The sequence below is a fragment of the Kytococcus aerolatus genome (genome assembly GCF_900187395.1).
Lineage (GTDB): Bacteria > Actinomycetota > Actinomycetes > Actinomycetales > Dermatophilaceae > Kytococcus > Kytococcus aerolatus.
The window spans coordinates 1,328,481-1,353,256 of the sequence record NZ_FYEZ01000001.1 but is presented as its reverse complement, the minus strand read 5'-3'; the positions used below and the strand labels follow the sequence as shown (position 1 = coordinate 1,353,256).

Here is a 24,776-nt window from a genome sequence, read left to right as displayed (position 1 = left end):
GTCCAGGGCACCGGGAGGGCGGTGAGTGCCCGAGCATGGTGGGCACCTCGTCACGTGCTCGGCCCGTTCCCGGGTCCTCCCGCAGCGGATGCGGAGGACCATGGGCACAGACCGGACCATCCATTCTAGGTCGGATGACGGGGAACGGTCAAAGAACCCCCCGCGGTTCCTCACAGGCAGGACGAGTGACCCTGTGGGCAGAGCGGTGGACGACAGATATCGTGGGCCTTCCCCGCGCCGATTCCACGAGTTGTCCACAGGCTGTGGAAGGGCTGGGGACGACCATGACACGGTGTGTCCCAACCACCTGGTCGGCCCACCGTCCGACCACCCGCCGACCTGCGAGGATCCGTGAACCAGACCCCCGACGACAGCGCAGCTGCCCTCTGGACAGAGGCGATGTCCCGGCTCCACGAGGCCGGCCTGCCGCCCCGGGACGCCGGTGTCCTCCGCCTGGCCACCCTGGTCGGCCTGCTCGACACCACCGCCCTGCTGGCGGTCAAGCACGAGCACGTGAAGGACGCCGTGGAGGGCCACCTCCGGGAGGACATCGTCACCGCCCTCTCCGAGGTCGTCGGACGCCCGGTCCGGCTGGCGGTCTCGGTGGACCCCGAGGCGGTGAGCGCCGGCCAGGGGGGCGAGCAGCCCATCGAGGACACGCCGCAGAGCGCCGCACCGGCCGGGCCCTCCGTGCCAACCGAGCCGACAGCACCGACCGCGCCGGACGGGGAGCCCGCCCTCGCCGGCTCCCCGTCCGAGCCCCCCTCGGGGACCGGGGCCGCGCAGCACACCACCCCGGACGGCCGCCTGCCGGCGGACCCGGCGTACGAGCGCGACTACTCGGCGCTGAACCCGAAGTACACCTTCGAGACCTTCGTCCTGGGCTCCTCGAACCGCTTCGCCCACGCCGCGGCGACCGCGGTGGCCGAGGCCCCGGCCCGGGCGTACAACCCGCTCTTCGTGTACGGCGGCTCCGGGCTGGGCAAGACCCACCTGCTCCACGCCATCGGGCACTACGCCCGCACTCTGGACTCCTCGGTGCGCGTCAAGTACGTGAACTCCGAGGAGTTCACCAACCAGTTCATCAACGCGGTCTCGGCCGGCCAGGCGAACGCTTTCCAGCGCCAGTACCGCGACGTGGACATCCTCCTCATCGACGACATCCAGTTCCTGCAGGGCAAGGAGCAGACGATGGAGGAGTTCTTCCACACCTTCAACACGCTCCACAACAGTGAGAAGCAGATCGTCATCACCTCCGACCAGCCGCCGAAGAAGCTCAGCGGCTTCGCCGAGCGGATGCGTTCGCGCTTCGAGTGGGGTCTGCTCACCGACGTCCAGCCGCCGGACCTGGAGACCCGCATCGCGATCCTGCGCCGCAAGGCGGCCACGGAGAAGCTGGACATCCCCGACGAGGTGCTCTCCCTCATCGCGTCGAAGATCTCGTCGAACATCCGTGAGCTGGAGGGTGCCCTCACCCGGGTGACGGCCTACGCGAGCCTCTCGGGCACCCCCTTGGACGAGTACCTGGCCCGGACCGTGCTCAAGGACGTCATGCCGGGCGGCGACGCCGGGCAGATCACGCCGACGATGATCCTCGAGGAGACGGCGGGCTACTTCTCGGTGAGCACCGACGACATCCGCGGCGCCTCCCGGTCGCGCAGCCTGACCCGCGCCCGGCAGATCGCGATGTACCTGTGCCGCGAGCTCACCGACCTCTCGCTGCCGAAGATCGGCAAGGAGTTCGGGGGCCGCGACCACACGACCGTCATGCACGCCGAGCGCAAGATCAAGGGTCTGCTCAGCGAGGACCGCCGGGTGTACGACGAGGTCTCCGAGCTCACGACGATCATCCGCCGCAAGGCCACGCGGGGTCGCTGAGCTCGTCCCGAGGCGGTGGAGGGCACTGTCCACAGGCGTCCGCCGCAGCATCCCGCCCCGGGAGCCCCTTCCTTCCCCACACCGTCGTCCACAGCCTGTGGAGGAGCCTGTGGTCTCCGGTCGGGCCGCTCGGCCCCTGTGCACGGCCTGTGGGGTGCTGGGGACCACTCCGGGGTGACCGGTGGACGGGGCGGCGGGGTGCTGTGGGATCGCCTGTGGACGGTTCTCGTCCGTCCACGGGCGTCCACCGGGGGCAGTCCCTCCTCCACATCTCCGGTCCCCAGCCGGATTCGGCACGGTGCCGCGCTCCGATCGCCTTCTCCACAGATCCCACAGCCGTGATGACGACGACTACTCCCCGTTCCTGATGAGGGGTGGGGGCCGCGAACGTCAGGCTTCGGGGAGGCACGGGCGGTCCGGGCCGGACGCTAGGCTTCGGCCAGATCCACGGCCTGCCGGTTCCCACCGCGCGGGCCGTCGCCGGCGAGAGCAGTGAGGGAAGCCATGGAGTTCCAGGTTCAGCGCGACGTGTTGTCCGAGGCCGTTGCTTGGGTGGTCCGCGGGCTGAGCAACCGTCCGCCGGTGCCCGTGCTCGCCGGTGTGCGGATGACCGCCGACCCGGCCGGCACGCTGACCCTCTCCGCCTTCGACTACGAGGTCTCCGGCACGGTGACCATCGAGGCCGACGTCGTGACCGGTGGCGAGGCCCTCGTCCTGGGCCGCCTGCTGGCCGAGATCTCCCGCTCCCTGCCGGACAAGCCGGTGCGCGTGCAGCAGGAGTCGGGCAAGCTCCAGGTGACCTGCGGGTCCAGCCGCTTCGCGCTCCTGGAGATGCCGCTGGCCGACTACCCCGCCCTGCCCACCTCCCCGGAGTCCAGCGGCACCGTGGACGGTGCGACCTTCACCAAGGCCGTCGGGCAGGTCTCGGTGGCGGCGGACAAGAGCGACGCGCTGCCGATCCTCACCGGTGTGCACGTGGAGTTCGACGGCGAGAAGATCACGATGCTGGCCACCGACCGGTACCGGATGGCCCGCCGCGAGCTCACCTGGACCCCTCGCGACCCCGCGGGCCACCACATCGCCCTGATCCCCGCGCGCACCCTGGCCGACACCGCCCGCTCGCTGGGCGCGGTCGGTTCGGTGGACATCGCGCTGGGCGACGAGGCCGGCGGCAAGGGCCTCATCGGCTTCGCGGCCGGGCAGCGCCACAGCACCACCCGCCTGCTCGACGGTGAGTACCCGAAGGTCTCCAGCCTCTTCCCCACCACCAGCGAGGTCGAGGCCGTGGTGGAGACCGCGGCGCTGGTCGAGGCGGTCAAGCGCGTCGCCCTGGTCGCCGAGCGGACCACCCCGGTGCGGCTGCGCTTCACCCCCGGGTCGGTCGCGATCGAGGCCGGCACCGGTGAGGACGCCCAGGCCTCGGAGGCGGTGGAGTGCACCCTGGACGGGGACGACATCGACGCGGCGTTCAACCCGGGCTTCCTGCTCGACGGCCTGAACGCCGTGGGCCTGCCCTTCACCCGCATCAGCTTCACCCAGCCGGGCAAGCCGGCGATGATCACCGGCCAGGAGGAGGCCGGCGGCGTCTCGGACGGCTCGTTCGCCTACGTGATCATGCCGGTGCGCTTCCCGGGTGCCTGAGAACGCCTGAGCCCGTTACGGTGGGAGCGTGGCGACCGTGCGCCCGTGAGTCCTCTGACCTCCCACGATCCCCCCAGTCCTCTGATGACGCAGGAGTTGGCATGCAGCTCGGAATGATCGGCCTCGGCAAGATGGGCGGCAACATGAAGACCCGGCTCGAGCGGGCCGGCCACGAGGTCGTCGGGTTCGACCTCGACCCGGAGCTGCGCGACGTGGAGAGCATCGCCGAGCTCTGCGAGACGCTCCGGGCCCCGCGGGTGGTGTGGGTGATGGTCCCCCACGGCCGGCCGACCCGGATGAACATCGAGATGCTGGCCGACCACCTGGAGGCCGGGGACCTGGTCATCGAGGGCGGCAACTCGCCGTACCAGGACGACCTCGCGCACGACCAGCTGCTCTCGGAGAAGGGCATCGGCTACGTGGACTGTGGCGTCTCCGGTGGCATCTGGGGCCTGGAGAACGGCTACGGTCTGATGTGTGGTGGCCGCGAGGAGCACGTGGGGCTGGCCATGCCGATCTTCGACGCGCTGCGTCCAGAGGGCCCCCGTGAGGAGGGCTTCGTCCACGCCGGCGAGGTGGGCGCGGGCCACTACGCGAAGATGGTGCACAACGGCATCGAGTACGGCCTCATGGCGGCCTACGCCGAGGGCTACGAGCTGCTCATGGCCAAGGACATCGTCAAGGACGTCCCCGGGGCCTTCAAGGCCTGGAGCCGCGGCACGGTCGTGCGCTCCTGGCTGCTGGACCTGCTCGTGGACGCGCTGGAGAAGAACCCCGGCCTGGAGGGCGTCTCGGGTTACACGACCGACTCCGGGGAGGGCCGCTGGACGGTGCAGGAGGCCATCGAGAACGCCGTCCCGATGCCGGTGATCTCCGCGGCGCTCTTCTCCCGCTTCACCTCCCGCCAGGAGAACTCCCCCGCCATGCAGGCCGTGGCGGCCCTGCGGGGCGGCTTCGGTGGTCACGAGGTGATGCAGCTCGGTCAGGAGCCGTGGGACCGCCCGACCCAGGTGCACCAGGCGGCCGAGCAGCAGCACACGCGAGGGAAGGCCACCCCCGGGGCCGCCGACAACGACGCGTGAGGAGCGCCGTGCTGCCGCTCCCGGGCGTGGGAGCGGCATGAGGCTGCGTCACCTGGCGGTGCGGGACTTCCGCTCGTACGCGGAGAACGATCTGGACCTGCAGCCCGGGGTCACCGTCCTGGTGGGTCGCAACGGGCAGGGCAAGACGAACCTGGTGGAAGCCGCCGGGTATCTCGCGACGCTGGGCTCCCACCGCGTCTCCAGCGACGCGCCGCTGGTGCGGATGGGGGCGGAGCACGCCATCGTGCGTGCTGTGGTGGAGCGCGACGGCCACGAGACCGTCGCCGAGATCCAGATCGTGCCCGGGCGGGCGAACCGGGCCCGGCTGGGGCGGACGACGCTGCCGCGCTCCCGGGAGCTGCTCGGCACGCTGCGTACGGTGCTCTTCTCCCCGGAGGACCTGGCCCTGGTGAAGGGCGACCCGGCCGGGCGGCGGGGTTTCCTCGACGCCCTGCTCGTGGCGCGCCAGCCGCGCTGGGCGGGGGTGCAGGCCGACTACGCGCAGGTGCTCAGGCAGCGCAACGCCCTGGTGAAGGACCTGCGGGCCCGCCGGGAGCGGGGTCCGCAGGCCGATGCGCTGATCGATGCGTGGGACGTGCACCTCACGATGCTGGGTTCTTCCCTGCTCTACGCCCGTCTACGTCTGATCCGAGATCTGCGGAGATTTGTCTCGACGGCCTACGCGGAGGTGAGTGACTCCCCCAGCCGGGCCGAGATCGCCTACCGCTGGTCGCTCACCGGCGCCGAGGCCGAGCGCCTCGAGCAGGAGCTGGCCGAGGGCGCCGAGGTGCCCGAGCGGGAGGTGCTCGCCGAGCTCATGACCGCCTCCCTGCAGGAGCTGCGGCCCCGCGAGCTGGACCGGGGCATCACCCTGGTGGGGCCGCACCGCGACGAGCTGGAGCTGCGGCTGGGCGAGCTGCCGGCCAAGGGCTACGCGAGCCACGGGGAGTCGTGGTCCTTCGCGCTGGCCCTGCGGCTGGCGGCCTTCGAGCTGCTGCGCACCGACCTGGAGACAGACCCGGTGCTGGTGCTCGACGACGTCTTCGCCGAGCTGGACGCCGGGCGGCGGGAGCGGCTCGCGCAGCACGTGGCCGGGGCGGAGCAGGTGCTGGTCACCGCAGCCGTGGAGGAGGACATCCCGGAGTCCCTGCGGGCGACGGCGCACTACGTGGACGTCACCCCGGGGCAGGCGGTGGCACGCGCGTGAGCACCGAGCCGACGCACCGGGACCCCCGCCCCCCGGCCGAGGAGACGGTCGCCGAGCCGGAGTTCGACGCCGCGGACCTCACCCTGGCCCGGTTGCGGGACATGGCCCGGGCCCGGGGGCTGCGCCCGGGCGCACCGGGGCGGCGGAGGAAGAAGCGCACCACCGGTGGCGGCTACCGGCGGTCGAGCCGCGACCCGCAGACGCTCGGCTCGGAGCTGGGCCGGCTCGTCGGTGAGCGCGGCTGGGAGGACGACCTCAAGATCGGCCGCGTCATGGGTGACTGGTTCGGCATCGTGGGGGCCGACGTGGCCGCGCACAGCCAGCCGATCTCCTTCGAGGACGGGCGGCTGGTGGTGCGGGCGGAGTCCTCCACCTGGGCCACGCAGCTCACGATGCTCACCGCGACGCTGCAGTCCCGGCTGGACGACGAGCTCGGGTACGGGGTGGTGACCGAGGTCCGGATCGTGGGGCCGGCGGCGCCGTCCTGGAAGCACGGGCGGCGCAGCCTCCCCGGCCGGGGCCCGCGCGACACCTACGGCTGAGGTCCCGCGCCGTGGACGGCGGTTCTGCCCGTCTGAGGGGTGCGGAGCCATACCCGCCCACGGCGCCGGGCCCGCTCGTCCGGTCTGAGGGGCACAGCGCGTCGAATTCGGGCCGGTGTCGGCCGCTCGGGGTGCCCCGATCGGGGCCGCGCGAGGTAGAATGCCGTGTTCGCGTGCGCCCGCGCGGGCGCAGCAGTCGAAGCCCACCTATGCAGGGAGTGCCCCTTCGTGTCCGACCAGACCTCGTCGCCGACCTACGACGCCAGCTCGCTCCAGGTGCTGGAGGGCCTCGAGGCGGTCCGCAAGCGCCCCGGCATGTACATCGGCTCCACCGGTGAGCGCGGCCTGCACCACCTCGTGTGGGAGATCGTCGACAACGCCGTCGACGAGCACCTGGCCGGCCACGCCAGCCGCGTCGAGGTGACGATCCTCCCCGACGGCGCCGTCCGCGTCATCGACGACGGTCGTGGCATCCCCACCGACATCCACGCCCAGGAGGGCATGTCCGGTGTGGAGCTCGTGCTCACCCAGCTGCACGCCGGTGGAAAGTTCGGCGGCGACTCCTACGCCGTCTCCGGTGGTCTGCACGGTGTGGGCTCCTCGGTGGTGAACGCCCTCTCCACCCGCATGGAGGTGGAGGTCCGGCAGAAGGGCCACGTGCACCGGGTCGCCTTCGACCATGGCGCGCCCACCGCCCCGCTGAGCCGGGACGAGGCGATCGACCCCGAGGACACCGGCACCTCGATCACCTTCTGGCCGGACGGTGACATCTTCGAGAGCACCGACTTCGACTACGAGACCCTCCGGGCCCGCTTCCAGCAGACCTGCTTCCTCAACAAGGGCCTCACGATCCAGCTCACCGACGAGCGCGTGCGCACCTCCGACGCCGGGGACGAGGGCCTGGACGACGAGACCGGTGACATCGCCGAGGCCACCGACGCCCCCGAGGGTGCCGAGGCCTCTGCCACCGCCGCCTCCCCCGAGGACGCCCCGGAGGCCGGGGCGCCGGCCAAGCCGCGCACCGTCACCTACCGCTATGACGACGGTCTGCTGGACTACGTGCGCCACCTCAACCGGTCGAAGAAGACGGACACGGTCAACGACGAGATCATCGCCTTCGAGACCGAGGACGCCGAGCGGATGCTCCAGGTGGAGATCGCGATGCAGTGGACCACCGCCTACTCGGAGTCGGTCCACACCTACGCCAACTCGGTGAACACGCACGAGGGCGGTACCCACGAGGAGGGCTTCCGGGCGGCCCTCACCCGGTTGGTCAACGAGTTCGCCCGCACCCACAAGCTGCTCAAGGAGAAGGACCCCGCGCTCACCGGTGACGACGTCCGCGAGGGCCTGACCGCCGTCGTCTCGGTGAAGCTCGGCGAGCCGCAGTTCGAGGGCCAGACCAAGACCAAGCTCGGCAACTCGGAGGTCAAGGGCTTCGTGCAGCGCGCGATGTCCGACCAGCTCGGCTACTGGCTGGAGGCCCACCCCACCGAGGGCAAGGCCATCGTCAACAAGGCCGTCCAGGCCGCCACGGCGCGCATGGCCGCCCGCAAGGCCCGCGAGGCCACCCGCCGCAAGGGCCTGCTGGAGTCCGGCGGCCTGGCGGCCAAGCTCAAGGACTGCCAGTCCAACGACCCGACCGTCTCCGAGGTCTTCATCGTCGAGGGCGACTCCGCCGGTGGCTCGGCCGTCGCCGGGCGCAACCCCTTCAACCAGGCCATCCTGCCGATCCGCGGCAAGATCCTGAACGTGGAGAAGGCGCGGCTGGACAAGATCCTCGCCAACACCGAGGTGCAGGCGCTCATCTCGAGCTTCGGCACCGGCGTCGGCGAGGAGTTCGACATCACCAAGGCGCGGTACCACAAGATCGTGCTCATGGCCGATGCCGATGTCGACGGCATGCACATCCGCACCCTGCTGCTCACGCTGCTCTTCCGCTTCATGAAGCCCCTCATCGAGCACGGGTACGTCTACCTCGCCCAGCCGCCGCTGTACCGGATCAAGTGGACCAATGCCGAGCACGACTTCGCCTTCACCGACCGGGAGCGCGACGCCCTGATCGCCGCCGGGCAGGCCAAGGGCCGCCGGCTGCCCAAGGAGAACAGCATCCAGCGCTACAAGGGTCTGGGCGAGATGAACTACCAGGAGCTCTGGGAGACCACCATGGACCCGGACTTCCGCGTCCTGCGCCAGGTGACCATGGACGACGCCGCGGCGGCCGACCAGGTCTTCTCGGTGCTCATGGGCGAGGACGTCGAGTCCCGCCGGTCGTTCATCCAGCGCAACGCCCACGACGTGCGATTCCTGGACATCTGATCCCGTCTTGTACGACGTTCTAAGACTTTCTAGAGACCACGAGAGACTGAGGAAGAGACTGTGAGCGAGCAGCCCCCGCAGGACCCCACGGGCGACGAGCCGAACGACGACGCCCTCGGGGACTCCAGCGACTCCGTCGACGCGATCCTCGGGAACGACGACCAGGCCGACGACCAGGCCGACGAGGCGATGGCCCCGGAGGCCGAGGAGCCGGTAGACGGCGAGGACGCCGACACGCTCCCCGGGCCGCAGCCGGTGGACGACGTGATCCCCCAGGGCGGCCGGGTCGAGCCGGTCGACCTCAACGCCGAGATGCAGCGCAGCTACATCGAGTACGCCATGAGCGTCATCGTGTCGCGCGCGCTCCCGGACGTCCGCGACGGCCTCAAGCCGGTCCACCGCCGCATCGTCTACGCCATGTACGACGGCGGGTACCGACCCGACCGCGGGTACAACAAGTGCTCCCGCGTCGTCGGCGAGGTCATGGGCAACTACCACCCCCACGGCGACTCGGCGATCTACGACGCCATGGTGCGCCTCGCCCAGCCGTGGGCCATGCGCTACCCGCTGGTCGACGGCCAGGGGAACTTCGGCTCCGCCGGTGACGACGGTGCCGCCGCCCCGCGGTACACCGAGTGCCGCATGCAGCCGCTGGCGATGGAGCTGGTGCGCGACATCACCGAGAACACGGTCGACTTCCAGGGCAACTACGACGGCCGTGCGCAGGAGCCGAAGGTCCTCCCGGCCCGCTTCCCGAACCTCCTGGTCAACGGGTCCGCCGGCATCGCCGTCGGCATGGCCACGCAGATCCCCCCGCACAACCTCCGTGAGGTCGCCGCCGGCTGCCAGTGGCTGCTGGAGCACCCGGAGGCCACCAAGGAGGAGCTCCAGGCCGAGCTCATCAAGACCATCAAGGGCCCGGACTTCCCCAGCGGCGCCCTCGTCATGGGCCAGTCCGGGATCGAGCAGGCCTACCGCACCGGCCGCGGCAGCATCATCATGCGCGCCGTCGTCGAGGTCGAGGAGATCCAGGGACGCACCTGTCTGGTGGCCACCGAGCTGCCCTACCAGGTCAACCCCGACGCCCTGGCGCGGAAGATCGCCGAGCTGGTGAAGACCGGCAAGCTGCAGGGCATCGCCGACCTGCGCGACGAGACCTCCGGCCGCACCGGCCAGCGTCTGGTCATCGTGCTCAAGCGCGACGCCGTGGCCAAGGTCGTGCTCAACAACCTCTACAAGCACACCCAGCTGCAGCAGTCCTTCGGGGCCAACATGCTCGCGCTGGTCGACGGCGTGCCCCGCACCCTGCCGATCAACGCCTTCGTGCGCCACTGGGTGGACCACCAGATCGAGGTCATCGTCCGCCGGACGCAGTTCCGCCTGAAGCGCGCCGAGGACCAGATCCACGTCCTGCGCGGCCTGCTCAAGGCTCTCGACATGCTCGACGAGGTGATCGCCCTCATCCGCCGCTCGCCGACCGTGGAGGAGGCCCGTGACGGCCTCATGGAGCTCCTCGAGATCGACGAGATCCAGGCCCGCGCGATCCTCGACATGCAGCTGCGCCGCCTGGCCGCGCTGGAGCGCCAGAAGATCATCGACGAGCACGATCGCCTGCAGGCGATGATCGAGGACTACCAGGACATCCTCGCCAGGCCGGAGCGGCAGCGGAGCATCGTCTCCGAGGAGCTCGCCGAGATCGTCGACAAGTACGGCGACGAGCGACGCACCCAGATCGTGCCCAGCGACGGCGAGGTCAACATGGAGGACCTCATCCCCGACGAGAATGTTGTGGTGACCATCACCCGCGGCGGCTACGCCAAGCGGATCCGGGTGGACGCCTACCGCTCGCAGCGCCGCGGTGGCAAGGGGGTGCGCGGGACCGCCCTGCGGGCCGACGACGTGGTGGACCACTTCTTCACCACTCGCACCCACGACTGGCTGCTCTTCTTCACCGACGCCGGCCGGGTCTACCGGGCCCGCGCCTGGGAGCTGCCGGAGGGATCGCGCGACTCCAAGGGCCAGCACGTCGCCAACATCATGGCCTTCGGCCCGGACGAGAAGATCGCCCAGGTGCTGACCATCAAGGACTACCAGGCGGCCGACTACCTGGTCCTGGCCACCCGCAACGGCCTGGTCAAGAAGACCCGTCTGGCCGAGTACGACTCCCCCCGCTCCGGCGGCCTCATCGCGGTGAACCTCCGTGAGGGCGACGAGCTGGTGGGCGCCGAGCTGTGCGGCGCGGAGGACGAGCTGGTGCTGGTGAGCCGCAAGGGCCAGAGCCTGCGCCTCCAGGCCAGCGACGACCAGCTTCGCCCGATGGGCCGCGCCACCTCCGGCGTGACCGGGATGCGCTTCCGCGAGGACGACGACCTGCTCGCCATGCGCGTGGTGCCGGCCGACCACGTCTCCGACGCCGAGATCTTCGTCGTCTTCGAGAACGGCATGGCCAAGCGGACCGAGCTCGAGCAGTACCGTCTGCAGGGTCGCGGTGGGCTCGGCGTGAAGGTCGCCAAGTCCACCGACAAGGGCGGCGACCTCGTCGGCGCCCTCGTCGTCGGCGAGGACCACGAGGTCATGGTGGTCATGTCCTCCGGCAAGGTCGTTCGCAGCCGGGTCGCCGAGGTCCGCACCACCGGGCGCGACACCTCCGGTGTCCGCTTCGCCGACCCGGGCAAGAAGGAGCACATCGTGGCGGTCGCCCGCACCGAGCCCGAGCACGACGAGGACCCGGTCGAGGAGCTCGACGGGGCCGAGAGCACCGAGCCGCAGGAGGCCGAGTGAGCACCACCCCGCGTCGAACGGCATCCTCCCGCGGTGCCACCCCCACGGGCGCTCGTCGGGTCGAGGGCGGGCGCTCCGCCCGGTCGGAGGCCGGGGAGCGCACGCTGCGTCCGGCCACCCTCGGGTGGGTCTCCCCCCTCTCCGCCCTCAAGCTGTCCTTCCTCACCGGGGTGGCGCTGGGGCTGGCGGCCATCGGGCTGGTGACGATCCTCTGGGTCGCGCTCAACACCCTGGGCGTGTTCGAGGACGTGAACTCCCTGGTCGGCGAGTTCGCCGGGAGCTCCACCGAGGAGGAGGGGGCCAGCAGCTTCACCGACATGATGGGGTTGGGCACCGTCCTCACCTTCACCACCGTCTTCGCGGTGATCAACACCGTGGTGGTCGCCCTGCTCGGTCTGCTGCTGGCGCTCATCTACAACCTCATGAGCTCCCTGGTGGGCGGTCTGCAGGTGGAACTCTACGAGGACTGACCGTCGTGGAGGCGGCGGACACCGGGCCGGGCGTGCTGCGCCCGGAGGTGGCCGCCACCGGACGATTGGTCCGATCGCAGGAAGTCGTGTACCGTATCCCCTCGCATCACGGTGACGTGGTCACGGGCCTATAGCTCAGTCGGTTAGAGCGCTGTCCTGATAAGACAGAGGTCACTGGTTCAAGTCCAGTTAGGCCCACCAGCAAGCCCCCCCGGGGCCTTGGCGCAATTGGTAGCGCATCTGCTTTGCAAGCAGAGGGTTAGGGGTTCGAGTCCCCTAGGCTCCACCACCAAGGGTCGTCCTCGCCAGAGGGCGGCCCTTCGTCGTGTCCGCCGCGCCGGCCCTCCCCCGCACCGGTTACGCTCCACGGCATGAACACTGTCATCGCCCGCGCGGAGAACGTGGCCCACGTGGACCGGGAGGACGAGGTGGTGCTCGCGCTGCTGCCGTCGGGGCCCATCCGCATCCTGCAGGGGCCGGCGGTGCTCGTGTGGGACGAGCTGCTCGAGGGCAGCCTCCGACGTCCCGATCTCGTCAAGGCGGTGCTCTCCTACTTCCCGGACCACCCCGCCGAGGCCGTGGACCAGCTGGGGGAGGTCGTGGACGAGCTCGTGGCCGAGGGATTCCTCCGCCTGGTCCCGCAGGCCACGGTGGCGACGCCCGAGGCCTCCTGAGCACATAGGCTGGTCCCATGAAGAAGCTGATCATCGCCGCCACGCTGGCCGGTGCCGCCGCCCTGGCCGCCCGCCAGATCTCCCGCCGCAGCGTCCGCACCGCCGAGCTGTGGGCCGTCGCCACCGACGACCTCCCGCCGCAGGCCTGAGCGCCGGCCACGGGCGAGGGCGCGGATCCCGTGCCGGGAAGGCCCGCACGTGCTGAGGGGGACCACCCAACGGGTGGTCCCCCTCAGCACGTGCCCCGCGGGGCGCGGCCTCAGCTGCGCTGGTCGGCCTCGTCCTCGAGATAGGGGTTGTTGTCCGCCGGGCGCTGGTCGCGCGGGTTCAGCCGCTCACCGACGGTCGGGATCGACTGGGTGGGGGCGTTGTCGCCGGCGATCTCGTCGGCGCTGCGGGCGTGACCGGTGGCGATGGGGCCGGTCGCGGCGTCCTGACCCAGACCGGAACCGGCCGGGGCCACCGACTGACGGCCGTCGCCCGTGGGGCGCTGCGCGGCGTCACCGACGGCCGAGGTGGTCGTGGTGGCCGCCGGGGTGGAGGTGGTCGTCGTGGTGGTCACGGTGCCCGCCGGGGTGGCGGAGGTCGTGGCCGGGGTCGCCAGCGCGGAGACCGGGCCGGTGCCGGCGCGGGCGGCGGCGGCCTCGGACGGGGTGCGGTGGTGGCCCTCGGCGGACGTGTGGTCCACCTGCTCGGTGTGGGTGGTGTGGCGGCTCGGCAGGGTGCCGGCGCCCGGGTTGGCAGCGGCGGAGACGGCGCGGCGCTCGTTGCGGGCGGCCCACGGGTCCTCCACGACGGTGCGCACCTTGCCCCACGGGTCACCCTGACGACGCTTCTCGTCGGTGTACCAGAAGTACCCGGCGCCACCCAGCAGGGCCAGGCCGAGCAGCATGAGCACGCCACCCTTGCGGGGGCGCTTGCGGACGGTCTCCCCGGCGAGGGCCGAGAGGGCGCCGTCCTCGTCCGCGGCCTCGTCCTTGGCGTCCACCGCGTGGTCGACCATCTCCTGGATGCGCGGGAGCAGGTCCTCGACCAGCCAGTCACGGGCGGAGTCGATCTGGTCCGGGGCGGACTCCAGGCCGGAGCTCACGCGGGAGGCGGAACGCTCCACGCCCTCGTCGACCCCGCGGGCGGTGGCGGAGCGGGCGGCGGCGAAGGCGCCGGCGATCGTGGGGACGATTGCCGCGTAGAGGGAGTCACCAGCCCCCTTGGCCGTGGAGGCGACCGAGTCGGCCGCCTCGAAGCCCTTGTCGCGGGCGGACAGGCCAGCGCCCTGGGTGGCGCCCGCGGCAGCCGAGAAGCGGCTACGGGCCCCCTCGGCGAGACGCTCGCTGGCGGTCTTCTTGCGGAACGGGTTCTCGAGCACGGATCCTCCTCGGTCGTGGTGATCTCCCACCATCCTGCACCCAAGGGGGGGCAGTTCTCCACCTCGGGGTGGCGGGTGTGAGGCGCGTCGTCGGACCTCCGTCTGGGAGGATGACGCCATGGACATCATCCTGCACACGAATCACGGGGACATCCCGGTCGAGCTCTTCGAGAACCAGGCGCCCAAGACGGTCGAGAACTTCGTCGGCCTCGCCCAGGGCACCAAGGAGTACAAGGACGACGCCGGGCGCACCAACCCGACCCCCTACTTCGACGGCCTGACCTTCCACCGCATCATCGACGGCTTCATGATCCAGGGCGGCTGCCCGCTGGGTACCGGCACCGGCGGCCCGGGCTACATGTTCGACGACGAGATCTCGCCCGAGCTGTCCTACGACCGTCCCTACCTGCTCGCCATGGCCAACGCCGGCAAGCGCATGGGCAAGGGCACCAACGGCTCCCAGTTCTTCATCACCGTGGCGCCGACCCCGCACCTGCAGGGCAAGCACACGATCTTCGGCGAGGTGAAGGACGCCGCGGGCCAGCAGGTCGTCGACGCCATCGCCCAGGTCCCGACCGGCCGCATGGACGCCCCGGTGGAGAAGGTGGAGATCACCGGCGTCACCGTCCAGGGCTGACGCAGCACCGCATGAACCCGACCTCCCCGCCCGGCCCGCACGACCCGCACGGACCCTCCGAGCCCCCGCCGCTCGGTGGCCCGACGGAGGGCCCGGGTGGGGAGGTCGACCTGTGCCCGCGCCACCCCGAGGTGGCCACACGCATCCGCTGCCAGCGCTGCTCCCGCCCGGTCTGCCCGGACTGCCGGCGCCAGGCCCCGGTGGGCTTCCAGTGCAGCGAGTGCGTGCGTGCCTCCTCGGCCGCGATCCCGCGCCAACGGGCCGCCCTGGGGGGAGTCCGGATCGGATCCTGGGACAGCACGCCGGTCACGTACGTCCTGCTCGGCTTGTGCGTCGCGGCCTGGCTGCTGCAGCTGGTGGTGCCCGGGACCACCGACCGGGGGTCCTTCGTGCCGGCCCTGGCCGCCAGCGAGCCGTGGCGCTTCCTCACCAGCGTCTTCCTGCACTCACCGAGCGGGCCGACGCACCTCATGATGAACGGCCTGGCCCTGTGGATGGTGGGCTCCCACCTGGAGCGCACCCTCGGCCAGCTCCGCTACCTGGCGCTCTTCCTGGTGAGCGGCCTCGGGGGCAGCGTGGGCTCCCTGCTGCTGGCGCGGAAGCCGGACCTCCTGGCGCACGACCTGGGGGACTGGTTCTCGCCCAGCGTGGGGGCCTCGGGCGCCGTCTTCGGGCTCTTCGCCGCGATGCTCGTGGTGGGTCACGCCCGGGGCGAGAGCCCCACGCCCATGCTCGTGCTGCTGGGGATCAACGCCGTGATCGGCTTCGTGGCCCCCAACATCGAGTGGCAGGCGCACCTGGGGGGAGCGCTGACCGGCCTCGTCCTGGCCTGGGGGATGGTGCGCGGTCACCGCACGCGGCGGACCGGCCTCGTGTGGGGCACGGTGGCGGCTGTGCTGGGACTCCTCGTGGCCCTGTCGGTGTGGAGCCTGTGGGGTGTCCCGAACTACCTGGGCTGAATGACAACGGTGTGGTTCTCCCCAGCCTGTGGATGAGCTGGGGATAACCACACCGTTGTCATTCGCTCCGGGAGTCTTCTGGGGACAACCTGTGGAGAAACCCTGGAAGTCCTTGTGCTGCAGGGGAAACGCCTGTGGAGGGATTACTGCCAGCGGGTCGCCAGGACGAAGCCCGACATGAGCAGACCCATCCCGACGGCCACGTTCCACTGCCCGATCGAGCCGATCGGGTACTGCCCCTGGGTCACGTAGTAGACGACCACCCACAGGATCCCCACCACCAGCAGGCCGACCATGAGCGGGACGAACCACCGCGGGTTCACCCCGGCGGCCTGGGACTGGATCTCCGCGCGACGCGGGTCGTCGTGCTCCTCGGCGTCACGCAGTTCGGGGGGAAGGTTCGTCATCGTCGCTCCTCGGTGATCGGCTGCGGGGGCCCGGCGGGCCGCGCCACGTCGGGAGACATCCTCCCGCACCTGCGTGCGAGACTGGCTCGCACCCGCCGGGAGCAGACGCATCGAGTGCCGGGGAAGCCGACACCGCCGGCGGGGACGAAGGGGCAGGAGGGCCGGTCGATGACATCACGATGGGGCATGGCCGTCCCCCTGGTCGGCGTCGCCGCCGGGCTCATCTTCGCGGTGTCCGCGACGGTCTCCGAGGGGGAGGACATCCGTCCCGCCCAGGCGGACCGCTCCGAGGCGCTCGCCGAGCTGGACCGCACCGTGGGGGCCAAGCAGGACGAGGTCGGTGCGCTGCGGGCGGAGGTGGAGCAGATCGCCGTGGAGCGGGGCGTCAGCGACCGGGACGACCCCGTGGCGCGTCAGGCCGGTCTGACCGAGGTGCGCGGCGAGGGGATCGAGGTGCGTCTGGACGACTCCCCCCTGCGCGGCAGCCGCGTGCCCGAGGGATTCGGTCCGAACGACCTCGTGATCCACCAGGAGCAGGTGCAGGCGGTCGTCAACGCCCTGTGGGCCGGTGGTGCCGAGGGGATCCAGCTCATGGACCAGCGGATCGTCTCCACCTCGGCCGTGCGCTGCGTGGGCAACACGCTCATCCTCCAGGGACGGGTCTACTCGCCACCCTTCGTCATCCGTGCCGTGGGCCCGGTGGAGGACATGGAGGCGATGCTCGACGGGTCGGTGGAGGTGCAGATGATGCGTGAGTACACCGACCTCGTCGGCCTGGGTTACGAGCAGACGCCCCAGGAGACCGTGGAGCTGCCGCCCTACAGCGGAACGATCCTGCTCGAGGAGGCCGTGGCCGAGAAGTCCCGGCCCGGGGCCCGGACCGGGAGCTCCGGCTCAGACCGCGCTGGGTGAGGTGGGGCCCGGCTCCTGCGAGCCGCTCTCGCCGGGGGTGGGCTCGCTCGAGGGGTCCGGCTCGGGGTCGCTGACCGGGTCCGTCGGGGACGGATCGTCGGAGACCGAGGAGGTCTCGGAGGTGGGGTCCGGCTCGGTGGTGGTCGGATCGTCCTGGGTCGGCTCGTCCTGCGTCGGGGCGGGATCAGCCTCCGTGGGCGCGGGCTCGGTCGCCGACGTGCTCGGGTCCGGGTCGGTGGTGGTCGGGTCGTCCTGGGTCGGGCTCGGCTCGGACGTGGTCGGGTCCGGCTCGGTCGTCGTGGGGCCGTCCTGGGACGGTGCGGGCTCCGGCTCGGTCGTGGGCTCGTCCTGCGTCGGGTCGTCCTGCGTCGGGTCGTCCGGCGTCGGGCTCGGCTCGGACGTGGTCGGGTCCGGCTCGGTCGTCGTGGGGCCGTCCTGCGTCGGCGCGGGCTCCGGCTCCGTGGTGGTCGTCTCGTCCTGGGTCGGGCTCGGCTCGGTGGTGGTCGTCTCGTCCTGGGTCGGCTCGGGTGCGGGTGCGGGTTCCGTGGTGGTCGGATCGTCCTGCACCGGGTCGTCCGGCGTCGGCTGCTCGTCCGGACGGCCCTCGGTGGTGGTCGGTTCGTCGTCTCCGGTGCGCCCCTCGTCGACGGGTGCCGTGGGCTCGGCGGCCGTGCCGTCCTCCTCCGGGGAGTCGGTCGACCTCTCCCCGGTCGGGGCACCCTCGTCCTCCGCGGGGCTGCCGGAGGACTCCTCCTGGGTGGAGGACGTGCTGGAGGAGTCACCCTCCTCGGAGGTGGAGCTCCGCTCACCCTCCGAGCTCTCGTCGGAGGTCTCCGAGGAGGCACTGCCGCTGCTCCCCGAGCTCGGGTCGGCCGAGCCGAGCTCGGAGCTGGTGCTCTCGGCGGCACCGCCGGGCTCCGGGCTGTCGGTCACGCTGGGGCCCTGGGGCTCCGGGTCGTCCCCGCCGAGCAGGCCGAGTGCTGCAGCACCTCCTCCGGCCAGGGCCAGGGCTCCCAGACCACCCGCCAGCCACGCCCACCGGGGGAGGCCGCCGCCTTCGCCGCCCTCGCCGCCCTCGCCCTCGCCCCACGGATGGTCGTTGCCGGTCCCACCGGCCCCGGAGCCCTCCGAGGCGCCGAGCACGGTGGTCTCCGCGCCGTGCTCCGTGTGCACGTGCGCGGCCTCGTCCGCACCGTCGTTCCAGCCGCCGAGCCCGGGCTGGCCCGTACCCGTCGCGGCTCCGGTGACGCCGGCCGCGGCCGCAGCACCCCCGGCGGTGACGGCGGTGGCCCCCGCGAGCCCGGCGGCTCCGGCCACCCGGTCGTCCCGCTCGTCGTCCCGCTCGTCGTCCTGCCCGGCGGGCGCCGCGGCGGCCTCCTCGACCTGCATGCGGGTGGTGTGCCCGAGGCGGATCACCTCGCTGTCCGGCGGGGCGTCACCGGAGGTCGACCCGGACACGGCAGTACCCGCCTCCGCGGCGGCCACGCGCGCGGCCGGGCTGTCGTCGGCCGCCCGGTCGATGCGGGCGGTCGGGGCGGGGTCCGGGGCCGGCACCCGGCTCGTCTCGTCGGCCGAGAAGCGCGGGATGTCCTCCCAGGGACTGGCGGGCTGTTCCGTGGGCTCCGCAGTGGGCTCCGCAGTGGGCTGCGTGGCGGGCTGTTCCGTGGGCACGGCCGCGGTCACGTCGGTGTCCAGCGGGGTGAGCGGGCTGGGCTCGGGATCGCGCACCTCGCCCGACGCGTCAGCGCCCACCTCCAGGGGGGTGAACGGGGTCTGGGCGGGATCCGTCGTCTGCTCCGGGCCCGTGCCGGTGCTGTCGTCCACGGGGAGCGGGGTGAACCCTCCGACCCCCTGCGCCGACCCGCCAGCGGTGCCGGTGTCCTGCGGGCCGGCGGCGGCACCCACGGCCGTCACCCCGGCCAGTGCCCCCGCCGCCCCGGCGACCCCGGCTGCAGTCGTCGACCCAGCCGCCGTGGAGGACCCGCCGGAACGGGCGGACGGGCGGCGCGTGGCCTCGTCGGCGGCCACCGCGCTCTCCCGGTCGGTCCGGGCGCTGCCCACCACGTTCGTGGCGGCGCGCTCGTCGTCGACCAGATGACGCGCGATCTCCCGCAGCTCGGCCTCGAACTCCGCGGCGGACGACCAGCGCGCGGACGGCGACTTGGCCAGGGCGTGCTGGATGGCGGCGTCCAGGTCCGCGGGCAGGCCCGGCTGGATGGCCGACAGACGTGGCGGGGAGACGTTGAGGTGCTGGGTCACCAGCGCACCGGGGTCCCCGGTGAAGGGCGGGCGGCCGGTCACCATCTCGAAGAGGACGCAGCCCAGGGCGTAGATGTCCGACGCCGCGACGGCCGGGTTGCCCATGGCCACCTCGGGCGCCATGTACTTCGCGGTGCCCAGCACCGTGCCCGGCTGCTCGATGAGGGTGACCGAGAGATCGCTCAGGGCCCGGGCGATGCCGAAGTCCATGAGCTTGACCTGCCCGGAGGCGGTGATCATCACGTTGCCCGGCTTCACGTCGTTGTGGACGATCCCCTGCTGGTGGCTCACCTCCAGCGCTGCCAGGACGTCGGCGGCGATGTCGGCCGCCTCCCGCGGCGGCAGCGGAGCGCGGGCGTCGAGGACGGTGCGGAGGGTGGATCCGTCCACGCGCTCCATGATGATGAACGGGCGGGCCAGCCCACCGCGCACCTCCGGTGCGTCCTCGCCGACGTCGAAGACGGAGACGATGCCGGGGTGGTTCAGCCGGGCGGCGGCGAGGGCCTCGGACTCGAAGCGCTTCACGAACTCCGGGTCCCGGGAGAGGTCCTCGCGGAGCAGCTTGATCGCCACGGTGCGCGCCAGCCGGAGGTCGTGGGCCTCCAGGACGTCGGCCATGCCGCCGTGCCCCAGGGTCCCGGTGATCTCGTAGCGGTCACCCAGCCGGCGGTCGTTCATCGTGCACCTCTTCGTGAAGTCGGGTTCTGCTGGGGCGGCGTCCGTGGGGCCAGCGGGCCGTGGCCGTTCGTCCCCCACCATCGATGGTAGGTGGTCAGGCGAGACTGCCGGCGCCGATCCGGCTCGGGTCCGGCAGCGGGATCTCGGTGGGGTCCGGCGTGGTGGTGGGGTCCGGCGGGGTGGACGGGTTCTCCGGCGGCGGGTCGATCGTCAGGCTGCTCTCGCTGGGGCCCGGGTCGGTCGTGGGGTCGCTGGTGGGCTCGGTGGTGGGTGCCGGCTCGCTGGTGGGGTCTGTGGGGGCGGGCTCGCTGGTGGGGGCGGGCTCGCTGGTGGGGGCGGTGGGGGCGGGCTCGCTGGTGGGCGCCGGCTCGCTGGTGGGGTCTGTGGGGGCGGGCTCGCTGGTGGGGTCCGGCTCGCTGGTGGGTGCCGGCTCGCTGGTGGGATCCGTGGTCGGCGCATCGTCCGAGCTCGGGTCCGCGGCGGGCTCGTCAGCGGTGGTCGAGGGGGTCGGCTCGTCCTGCACCGGCTCGCCCGTGGTGTGTTCCTCCCCGGTGGTCGGGCCCGTCGGCTCGTCCTGCCCGGGCTCGTCCGGCGTCGGCTCCTCGAGCGGTTCGTCGTTCTCCTCCACCGGCACGTCCGTCCCCGGCTCGTCCTGCCCGCTGTCCTCCGGGGTCGGGTCCTCCGGGCTGTCCCCGCCCCCGTCCACGGACTCCACGGGGGCGGGCTCCGTGACCTCCTCCGGCGAGGACTCCTCGGCCTCACCGGAGGAGGTCACGGTCCGGTGGCTCGTCACCGTGGTCACGGGGGCCGGCTCGTCCTCGCCCCGGGCGAAGAGCTGGGTCATCCCCACCAGGAGGGCCAGCAGCACCAGTGCTGCCAGGAGCCACAGCCACGGGAACCCCCGACGACGCGGCTCGTCCTGCTCCGGCGCGGTGTCGGTGCCCCCGGTGCCCGGGCCGTCGGCGCGGACGGCCCCCGTGGACGCCCCGGCCCCGGCGATGCCGCCGGCGGTGGCCCCCCGGCCGACCCGTCCCGTGCTGCTCCGGCCGGTGGGGGCCGCGCCGGCCGGGTCGAGATTCCGCATGATCGGGTGACCCTGCGTGGTGGCGACGCTGCGCCGCACCGGGCGGGTCATCACCTGAGTGTCCTCCGGCGCCGGGCGCTGCGGGGCCGCGGGGGCGGCCCGGAAGGCGTCCGGGTTCTCCAGCATCGCCACCAGGTCGCGGGCGTTCTGCGGCCGCTCCGCCGGGTCCTTGGCCATGAGTCGCACGACCACGGCGGCCAGGGCCGGCGGGGTGGACTCGGGCAGCGGCGGGATCGGGTCGTTCACGTGGGCCATCGCCGTGGCCACCACGGACTCCCGCTCGTACGGGCGCTCGCCGGTGAGCATCTCGTGGGCCACCACGCCGAGGCTGTACAGATCGCTCACCGGGGACGCCCCGCGCCCCATGAGCTGCTCGGGGGCCAGGTACTGGGCGGTGCCCATCACCTCGCCGGTGCGGGTCAGACCGGCGCCGTCCACGGCCCGGGAGATGCCGAAGTCCGTCAGCTTCGCCACGCCCGCGGGGCTGACGATGACATTGGCCGGCTTGACGTCGCGGTGGACCACCCCGGCGGTGTGGGCGGCCCCCAGCGCACGGGCGGCCTGGGTGAGGAGCTGGGCGACCTCCTGCGGTGGCAGGGGGCCCCGCTCCCGGATGAGCTGTGCCACGGTGCGACCGGGCACGTACTCCATGACCAGCCAGGCACCCTCGTCGTCCTCGCCGAAGTCGTGCACCGCCGCGATGTTGTGGTGGTGCAGCTGTGCCGAGTGCCGGGCCTCCGAGCGGAAGCGCTCGTCGAACCCCTCGGTGTGCTTCAGGCCCTTCGTGAGGAGCTTCACCGCCACCGGGCGCTGCAGCACCTCGTCGTCGGCCTTCCACACCTCACCCATGCCGCCGCTGGCGATGTGGTCGGTCAGGCGGTACCGCCCGGCCACCAGGTCACCCGAACCGTGTCCCCTGCTCATCGACTCACCACCTCCTCCATGATCGATCGTGCGACGGGAGCAGCCACGGAGCCACCCGTCCCGGTCTCGCCGGTGGCGAACCGGCCGACGCCCTCGACGACGACGGCCACCGCCACCTGCGGGTCGTCCGCCGGCGCGAAGCCGGTGAACCAGGCGTGCACCCGACCGTCGGCGTCGTCGTACTCGGCGGTGCCGGTCTTGCCGGCCACCTGCACGCCCTCGATGGCGGCCGCCCGACCGGTGCCGCTCTCCACGACACCCACCATCATGTCCCGCAGCTCGCGGGCCGTCTCGTGCGACACCGCTCGCTCCATCTCCCGGGGGTTGTGCTCACTGATCACGTCGAGGTCCTCGTCGAGCACCTGGTCCACCAGGTGCGGTTCCATGGCCTGCCCCTCGCGGGCGATGGCCGCGCTGAGCAGGGCCACCTGCAGGGGCGTGGTGCGGACCTCGAACTGCCCCAGGGCCGAGAGGGCCGTCTGCGGGTCGTCCGGGTCCTGCGGGAAACGGCTCGGGGTCACCGACATCGGGACGCTCAGCTCCTGCCCGAAGCCGAAGGCCGAGGCGGTCTCGGAGAGCTGCTCGGCCCCCAGCTCCACGCCCAGCCGGGCGAAGGCGGTGTTGCACGAGACCCGCAGCGCGTCGGCCAGCGACTGGGTGTCCGACCCGTCGTCGGTGCACTCCTTGTTCCCGAAGTTCCGCAGCTCGCGGGAGCTGTTCGGGAGCCGGTAGGTGTGCGGGGCCGCCACCTCCGTGTCCGGCTGGTGGTCGCCGGCCTCCAGCGCCGCCGCGGCGGTCACGAGCTTGAACACGGAGCCGGGCGGGTAGCCGTTCCCCCGCAGGGCGCGGTTCAGCAGCGGCTGGGAGGGGTCGGCGTTCAGCTCCGTCCAGGCCTCCTGCACGGCGGTGAGGTCGTTGCCGGTGAGGCGCGTCGGGTCGTAGCTCGGGTTGCTCACCATCGCCAGGATCGCCCCCGTCCGCGGGTCCAGCGCGACGGCCGCCCCGCGTCGCCCGTCGAGGGCCTTCTCCGCCGCGGCCTGTGCGCCGGGGTGGAGAGTGGTCTCGATGCTGGCGCCGGCCGGCTCCCGGCCCATGAACAGGTCCGGCAGGCGGCGGTAGAAGAGCGAGTCGTCCCGCCCCGAGAGCAGCGCGGACTCCGTGCCCTCCAGCCCGCCTCCGCTGCCGTAGATCATGCTGAAGTAACCGGTGACGTGGGCGCTGCCGGGCCCGCCCGGGTAGGTGCGCAGCCAGGGCAGGTCACCCTCGGCGGGGACGCTCGTGGCGAGCGGCTCACCGTCCACGAGGATGTCGCCGCGCTGCCGCCCGAACTCCTCCAGCATCGTGCGCCGGTTGTCGGGGCGCTCGCGGAGCGACTCGGCCTGGACCACCTGGATCCACGTGGCGGCGACGAGCAGGGAGCCGAGCAGCAGGGTGATCACCCAGGCCAGGGAACGCACGGGGCGGTTCATGCCATCACCACCCGGGGGGAGGCCTGCGGGCCGGTTCCGTGGGCGCGGCCGCTCTCCGCGGCAGGGGTCCCCCGCTGCAGGGCGGCTGCCCGGGCGGCCGGGGAGTCGCCGGTCGGGGTGGGCTCGTCGTCGAGGGGGATCGGTGCCCGGGCGTCGTGGGAGAGGCGCAGCAGGAGCGCCGCGATGGTCCAGTTCGCCAGCAGCGAGGAGCCACCCGCGGAGAGGAAGGGCGTGGTGAGTCCGGTGAGCGGGATGACGCGGGTGACGCCCCCGACGACGACGAAGACCTGCAGCGCCACCGAGAAGGAGAGACCGGCGGCCAGCAGCGTGCCGAACCCGTCGCGGGAGCCCAGCGCCACCCGCAGGCCGCGCTGCACGAGGATCCCGTAGAGCACGACCATCGCCATGAAACCGGCCAGACCGAGCTCCTCGGCGAAGCTGGGCATGATGAAGTCGCTCTCGGCGAAGTAGGTCAGGTCGGGGCGGCCGCGCCCCAGGCCGGTGCCCAGGAGGCCACCGTTGGCCATCCCCATGAGCCCCAGCGGCACCTGGTTGGAGACCGAGAGGGCCTCCGGGCTGAAGGGGTCCAGCCACATGGTGACCCGCTGCTGCACGTGCCCGAAGAGACGCCAGGCCAGGACGGCCCCGCCGGCGAACATCGTGAGGCCCAGCAGCACCCAGGAGAGCCGTTCGGTGGCCACGTAGAGCATCGCCACGAACAGACCGAAGAAGAGCAGCGAGGAGCCGAGGTCCTTCTCAAAGACGAGGATGAGGATGCTCAGCACCCACACCATGAGGATCGGCCCCAGGTCGCGTCCCCGGGGGAGCTGCAGGCCGAGGAGGCGGGGACCGGCGGTGCTCAGCGCGTCCCGGGCCCCCACGAGATAGCCGGCGAAGAAGATCGTCAGCAGGATCTTGGCCACCTCGCCGGGCTGGAAGCTGAACGGGCCGATGCCGATCCAGATCCGCGAGCCGTAGTTCGCCACGCCCAGCCCCGGCACCAGCGGGCTGAGCAGCAGGACGAAGCCGAGCAGGGCGCAGGTCCAGGTGACCCGGCGCAGCACCCGGTGGTCGCGCAGCAGGACGAGCACGGCCATGGCCACCACGACCGCCAGGGCGGTCCACATGAGCTGCCGCGAGGCGACCCCGGCCCCCAGGCTGCGTCCCTCGGCGATGTCCAGGCGGTGCAGCATCACCAGGCCCAGCCCGTTGAGCAGGGTCACCACCGGCAGGATCACCGGGTCGGCGTACCGCGCCCGCCACCACAGCACGAGGTGGAAGAGCAGGGCGATGCCCGCCATCCCCCCGGCCAGGGTGGCCATGTTCTCCGGCGGGGCGCCGGTGGTGGCCAGGTTGAGGTTCAGGTAGGCCAGCGCCGTGATGCCGATCGCGGCGGCGAGCAGCAGCAGCTCGCGCCACCGGCCTCGTCGCGGCGCGAGCCACCGCTCGTCGGCGCGCGCCGACGAGGCGGTGGTGATCGGCTCGGT

19 protein-coding genes and 2 tRNA genes are annotated in these 24,776 nt (G+C 72.3%); 15 read left to right on the top strand and 6 right to left on the bottom strand.

Annotated features, from left to right (window positions below; translation table 11 throughout):
* Nucleotides 1–399 precede the first annotated feature (399 nt).
* The 12 genes from dnaA to CFT82_RS12050 all read left to right on the top strand — a co-directional run bounded on the left by dnaA (nt 400) and on the right by CFT82_RS12050 (nt 12,743).
* A complete protein-coding gene (dnaA, locus tag CFT82_RS06370) occupies nt 400–1,878 on the top strand; it encodes a chromosomal replication initiator protein DnaA (protein ID WP_234994339.1) in 1,479 nt (492 codons plus the stop codon).
* A gap of 504 nt (nt 1,879–2,382) precedes the next feature.
* Nucleotides 2,383–3,519 (top strand): DNA polymerase III subunit beta, encoded by a 1,137-nt coding sequence (gene dnaN / locus CFT82_RS06365; protein ID WP_088818137.1) that lies wholly within the window; start codon nt 2,383–2,385, stop codon nt 3,517–3,519.
* A 101-nt stretch (nt 3,520–3,620) separates the two neighbouring features.
* A complete protein-coding gene (gnd, locus tag CFT82_RS06360; protein WP_088818136.1) occupies nt 3,621–4,601 on the top strand; it encodes a phosphogluconate dehydrogenase (NAD(+)-dependent, decarboxylating) in 981 nt (326 codons plus the stop codon).
* A gap of 37 nt (nt 4,602–4,638) precedes the next feature.
* Nucleotides 4,639–5,808 (top strand): DNA replication/repair protein RecF, encoded by a 1,170-nt coding sequence (gene recF / locus CFT82_RS06355; protein ID WP_088818135.1) that lies wholly within the window; start codon nt 4,639–4,641, stop codon nt 5,806–5,808.
* Nucleotides 5,805–6,350, top strand: a complete 546-nt coding sequence (locus tag CFT82_RS06350; protein WP_234994295.1) for a DUF721 domain-containing protein — start codon at nt 5,805–5,807, stop codon at nt 6,348–6,350. Before recF ends, CFT82_RS06350 begins: the two co-directional genes overlap by 4 nt.
* 228 nt (nt 6,351–6,578) lie before the next feature.
* Nucleotides 6,579–8,669 carry a DNA topoisomerase (ATP-hydrolyzing) subunit B gene (gene gyrB, locus CFT82_RS06345; RefSeq protein WP_088818134.1) on the top strand — a complete coding sequence of 697 codons (2,091 nt, stop codon included), beginning with the start codon at nt 6,579–6,581 and terminating at the stop codon, nt 8,667–8,669.
* 189 nt (nt 8,670–8,858) lie between these two features.
* A complete protein-coding gene (gene gyrA / locus CFT82_RS06340) occupies nt 8,859–11,450 on the top strand; it encodes a DNA gyrase subunit A (protein WP_088818368.1) in 2,592 nt (863 codons plus the stop codon).
* Nucleotides 11,447–11,920 (top strand): DUF3566 domain-containing protein, encoded by a 474-nt coding sequence (locus tag CFT82_RS06335; RefSeq protein ID WP_088818133.1) that lies wholly within the window; start codon nt 11,447–11,449, stop codon nt 11,918–11,920. Before gyrA ends, CFT82_RS06335 begins: the two co-directional genes overlap by 4 nt.
* Nucleotides 11,921–12,044: 124 nt before the next feature.
* Nucleotides 12,045–12,121: transfer RNA gene (locus CFT82_RS06330), tRNA-Ile, on the top strand.
* A gap of 12 nt (nt 12,122–12,133) precedes the next feature.
* Nucleotides 12,134–12,209, top strand: a tRNA-Ala gene (locus CFT82_RS06325).
* Between the two features lie 82 nt (nt 12,210–12,291).
* The gene (locus tag CFT82_RS06320; protein WP_088818132.1) at nt 12,292–12,594 is read left to right on the top strand and encodes a hypothetical protein; all 303 of its coding nucleotides are present in this window, start codon (nt 12,292–12,294) and stop codon (nt 12,592–12,594) included.
* A gap of 17 nt (nt 12,595–12,611) precedes the next feature.
* Complete coding sequence (locus CFT82_RS12050; protein ID WP_234994294.1) at nt 12,612–12,743, top strand: DLW-39 family protein; 132 nt, start codon at nt 12,612–12,614, stop codon at nt 12,741–12,743.
* 110 nt (nt 12,744–12,853) lie between these two features.
* On the opposite strand, the gene CFT82_RS06315 is transcribed toward CFT82_RS12050, so the two are convergent.
* Complete coding sequence (locus CFT82_RS06315) at nt 12,854–13,960, bottom strand: hypothetical protein (RefSeq protein ID WP_088818131.1); 1,107 nt, start codon at nt 13,958–13,960, stop codon at nt 12,854–12,856.
* Between the two features lie 118 nt (nt 13,961–14,078).
* Between CFT82_RS06315 and CFT82_RS06310 the strand changes: the two genes are divergently transcribed.
* Both CFT82_RS06310 and CFT82_RS06305 read left to right on the top strand, forming a co-directional pair.
* Nucleotides 14,079–14,597, top strand: coding sequence for a peptidylprolyl isomerase (locus tag CFT82_RS06310; RefSeq protein ID WP_088818130.1), 519 nt, complete (start codon nt 14,079–14,081; stop codon nt 14,595–14,597).
* Between the two features lie 11 nt (nt 14,598–14,608).
* Nucleotides 14,609–15,556, top strand: a complete 948-nt coding sequence (locus CFT82_RS06305; protein ID WP_088818129.1) for a rhomboid family intramembrane serine protease — start codon at nt 14,609–14,611, stop codon at nt 15,554–15,556.
* A gap of 143 nt (nt 15,557–15,699) precedes the next feature.
* On the opposite strand, the gene CFT82_RS06300 is transcribed toward CFT82_RS06305, so the two are convergent.
* Complete coding sequence (locus tag CFT82_RS06300; protein WP_088818128.1) at nt 15,700–15,963, bottom strand: cell division protein CrgA; 264 nt, start codon at nt 15,961–15,963, stop codon at nt 15,700–15,702.
* Between the two features lie 186 nt (nt 15,964–16,149).
* Between CFT82_RS06300 and CFT82_RS06295 the strand changes: the two genes are divergently transcribed.
* Nucleotides 16,150–16,875: a DUF881 domain-containing protein gene (locus CFT82_RS06295; RefSeq protein WP_088818127.1), complete on the top strand. Its 726-nt coding sequence runs from the start codon at nt 16,150–16,152 to the stop codon at nt 16,873–16,875.
* Here CFT82_RS06295 and CFT82_RS06290 read toward each other — a convergent pair.
* The 4 genes from CFT82_RS06290 to CFT82_RS06275 form a co-directional block, all read right to left on the bottom strand.
* Nucleotides 16,858–19,812 (bottom strand): protein kinase domain-containing protein, encoded by a 2,955-nt coding sequence (locus tag CFT82_RS06290; protein WP_159461876.1) that lies wholly within the window; start codon nt 19,810–19,812, stop codon nt 16,858–16,860. The two genes, CFT82_RS06295 and CFT82_RS06290, sit on opposite strands and share 18 nt — an antisense overlap.
* Before the next feature lie 94 nt (nt 19,813–19,906).
* A complete protein-coding gene (locus tag CFT82_RS06285) occupies nt 19,907–21,820 on the bottom strand; it encodes a serine/threonine-protein kinase (protein ID WP_088818125.1) in 1,914 nt (637 codons plus the stop codon).
* On the bottom strand, nt 21,817–23,289 hold the full coding sequence (locus tag CFT82_RS06280; protein ID WP_088818124.1) for a peptidoglycan D,D-transpeptidase FtsI family protein: 1,473 nt from the start codon (nt 23,287–23,289) through the stop codon (nt 21,817–21,819). The genes CFT82_RS06285 and CFT82_RS06280 overlap by 4 nt, the downstream gene beginning before the upstream one ends.
* A complete protein-coding gene (locus tag CFT82_RS06275; protein WP_088818367.1) occupies nt 23,286–24,767 on the bottom strand; it encodes an FtsW/RodA/SpoVE family cell cycle protein in 1,482 nt (493 codons plus the stop codon). The genes CFT82_RS06280 and CFT82_RS06275 overlap by 4 nt, the downstream gene beginning before the upstream one ends.
* Between the last annotated feature and the right edge of the window lie 9 nt (nt 24,768–24,776).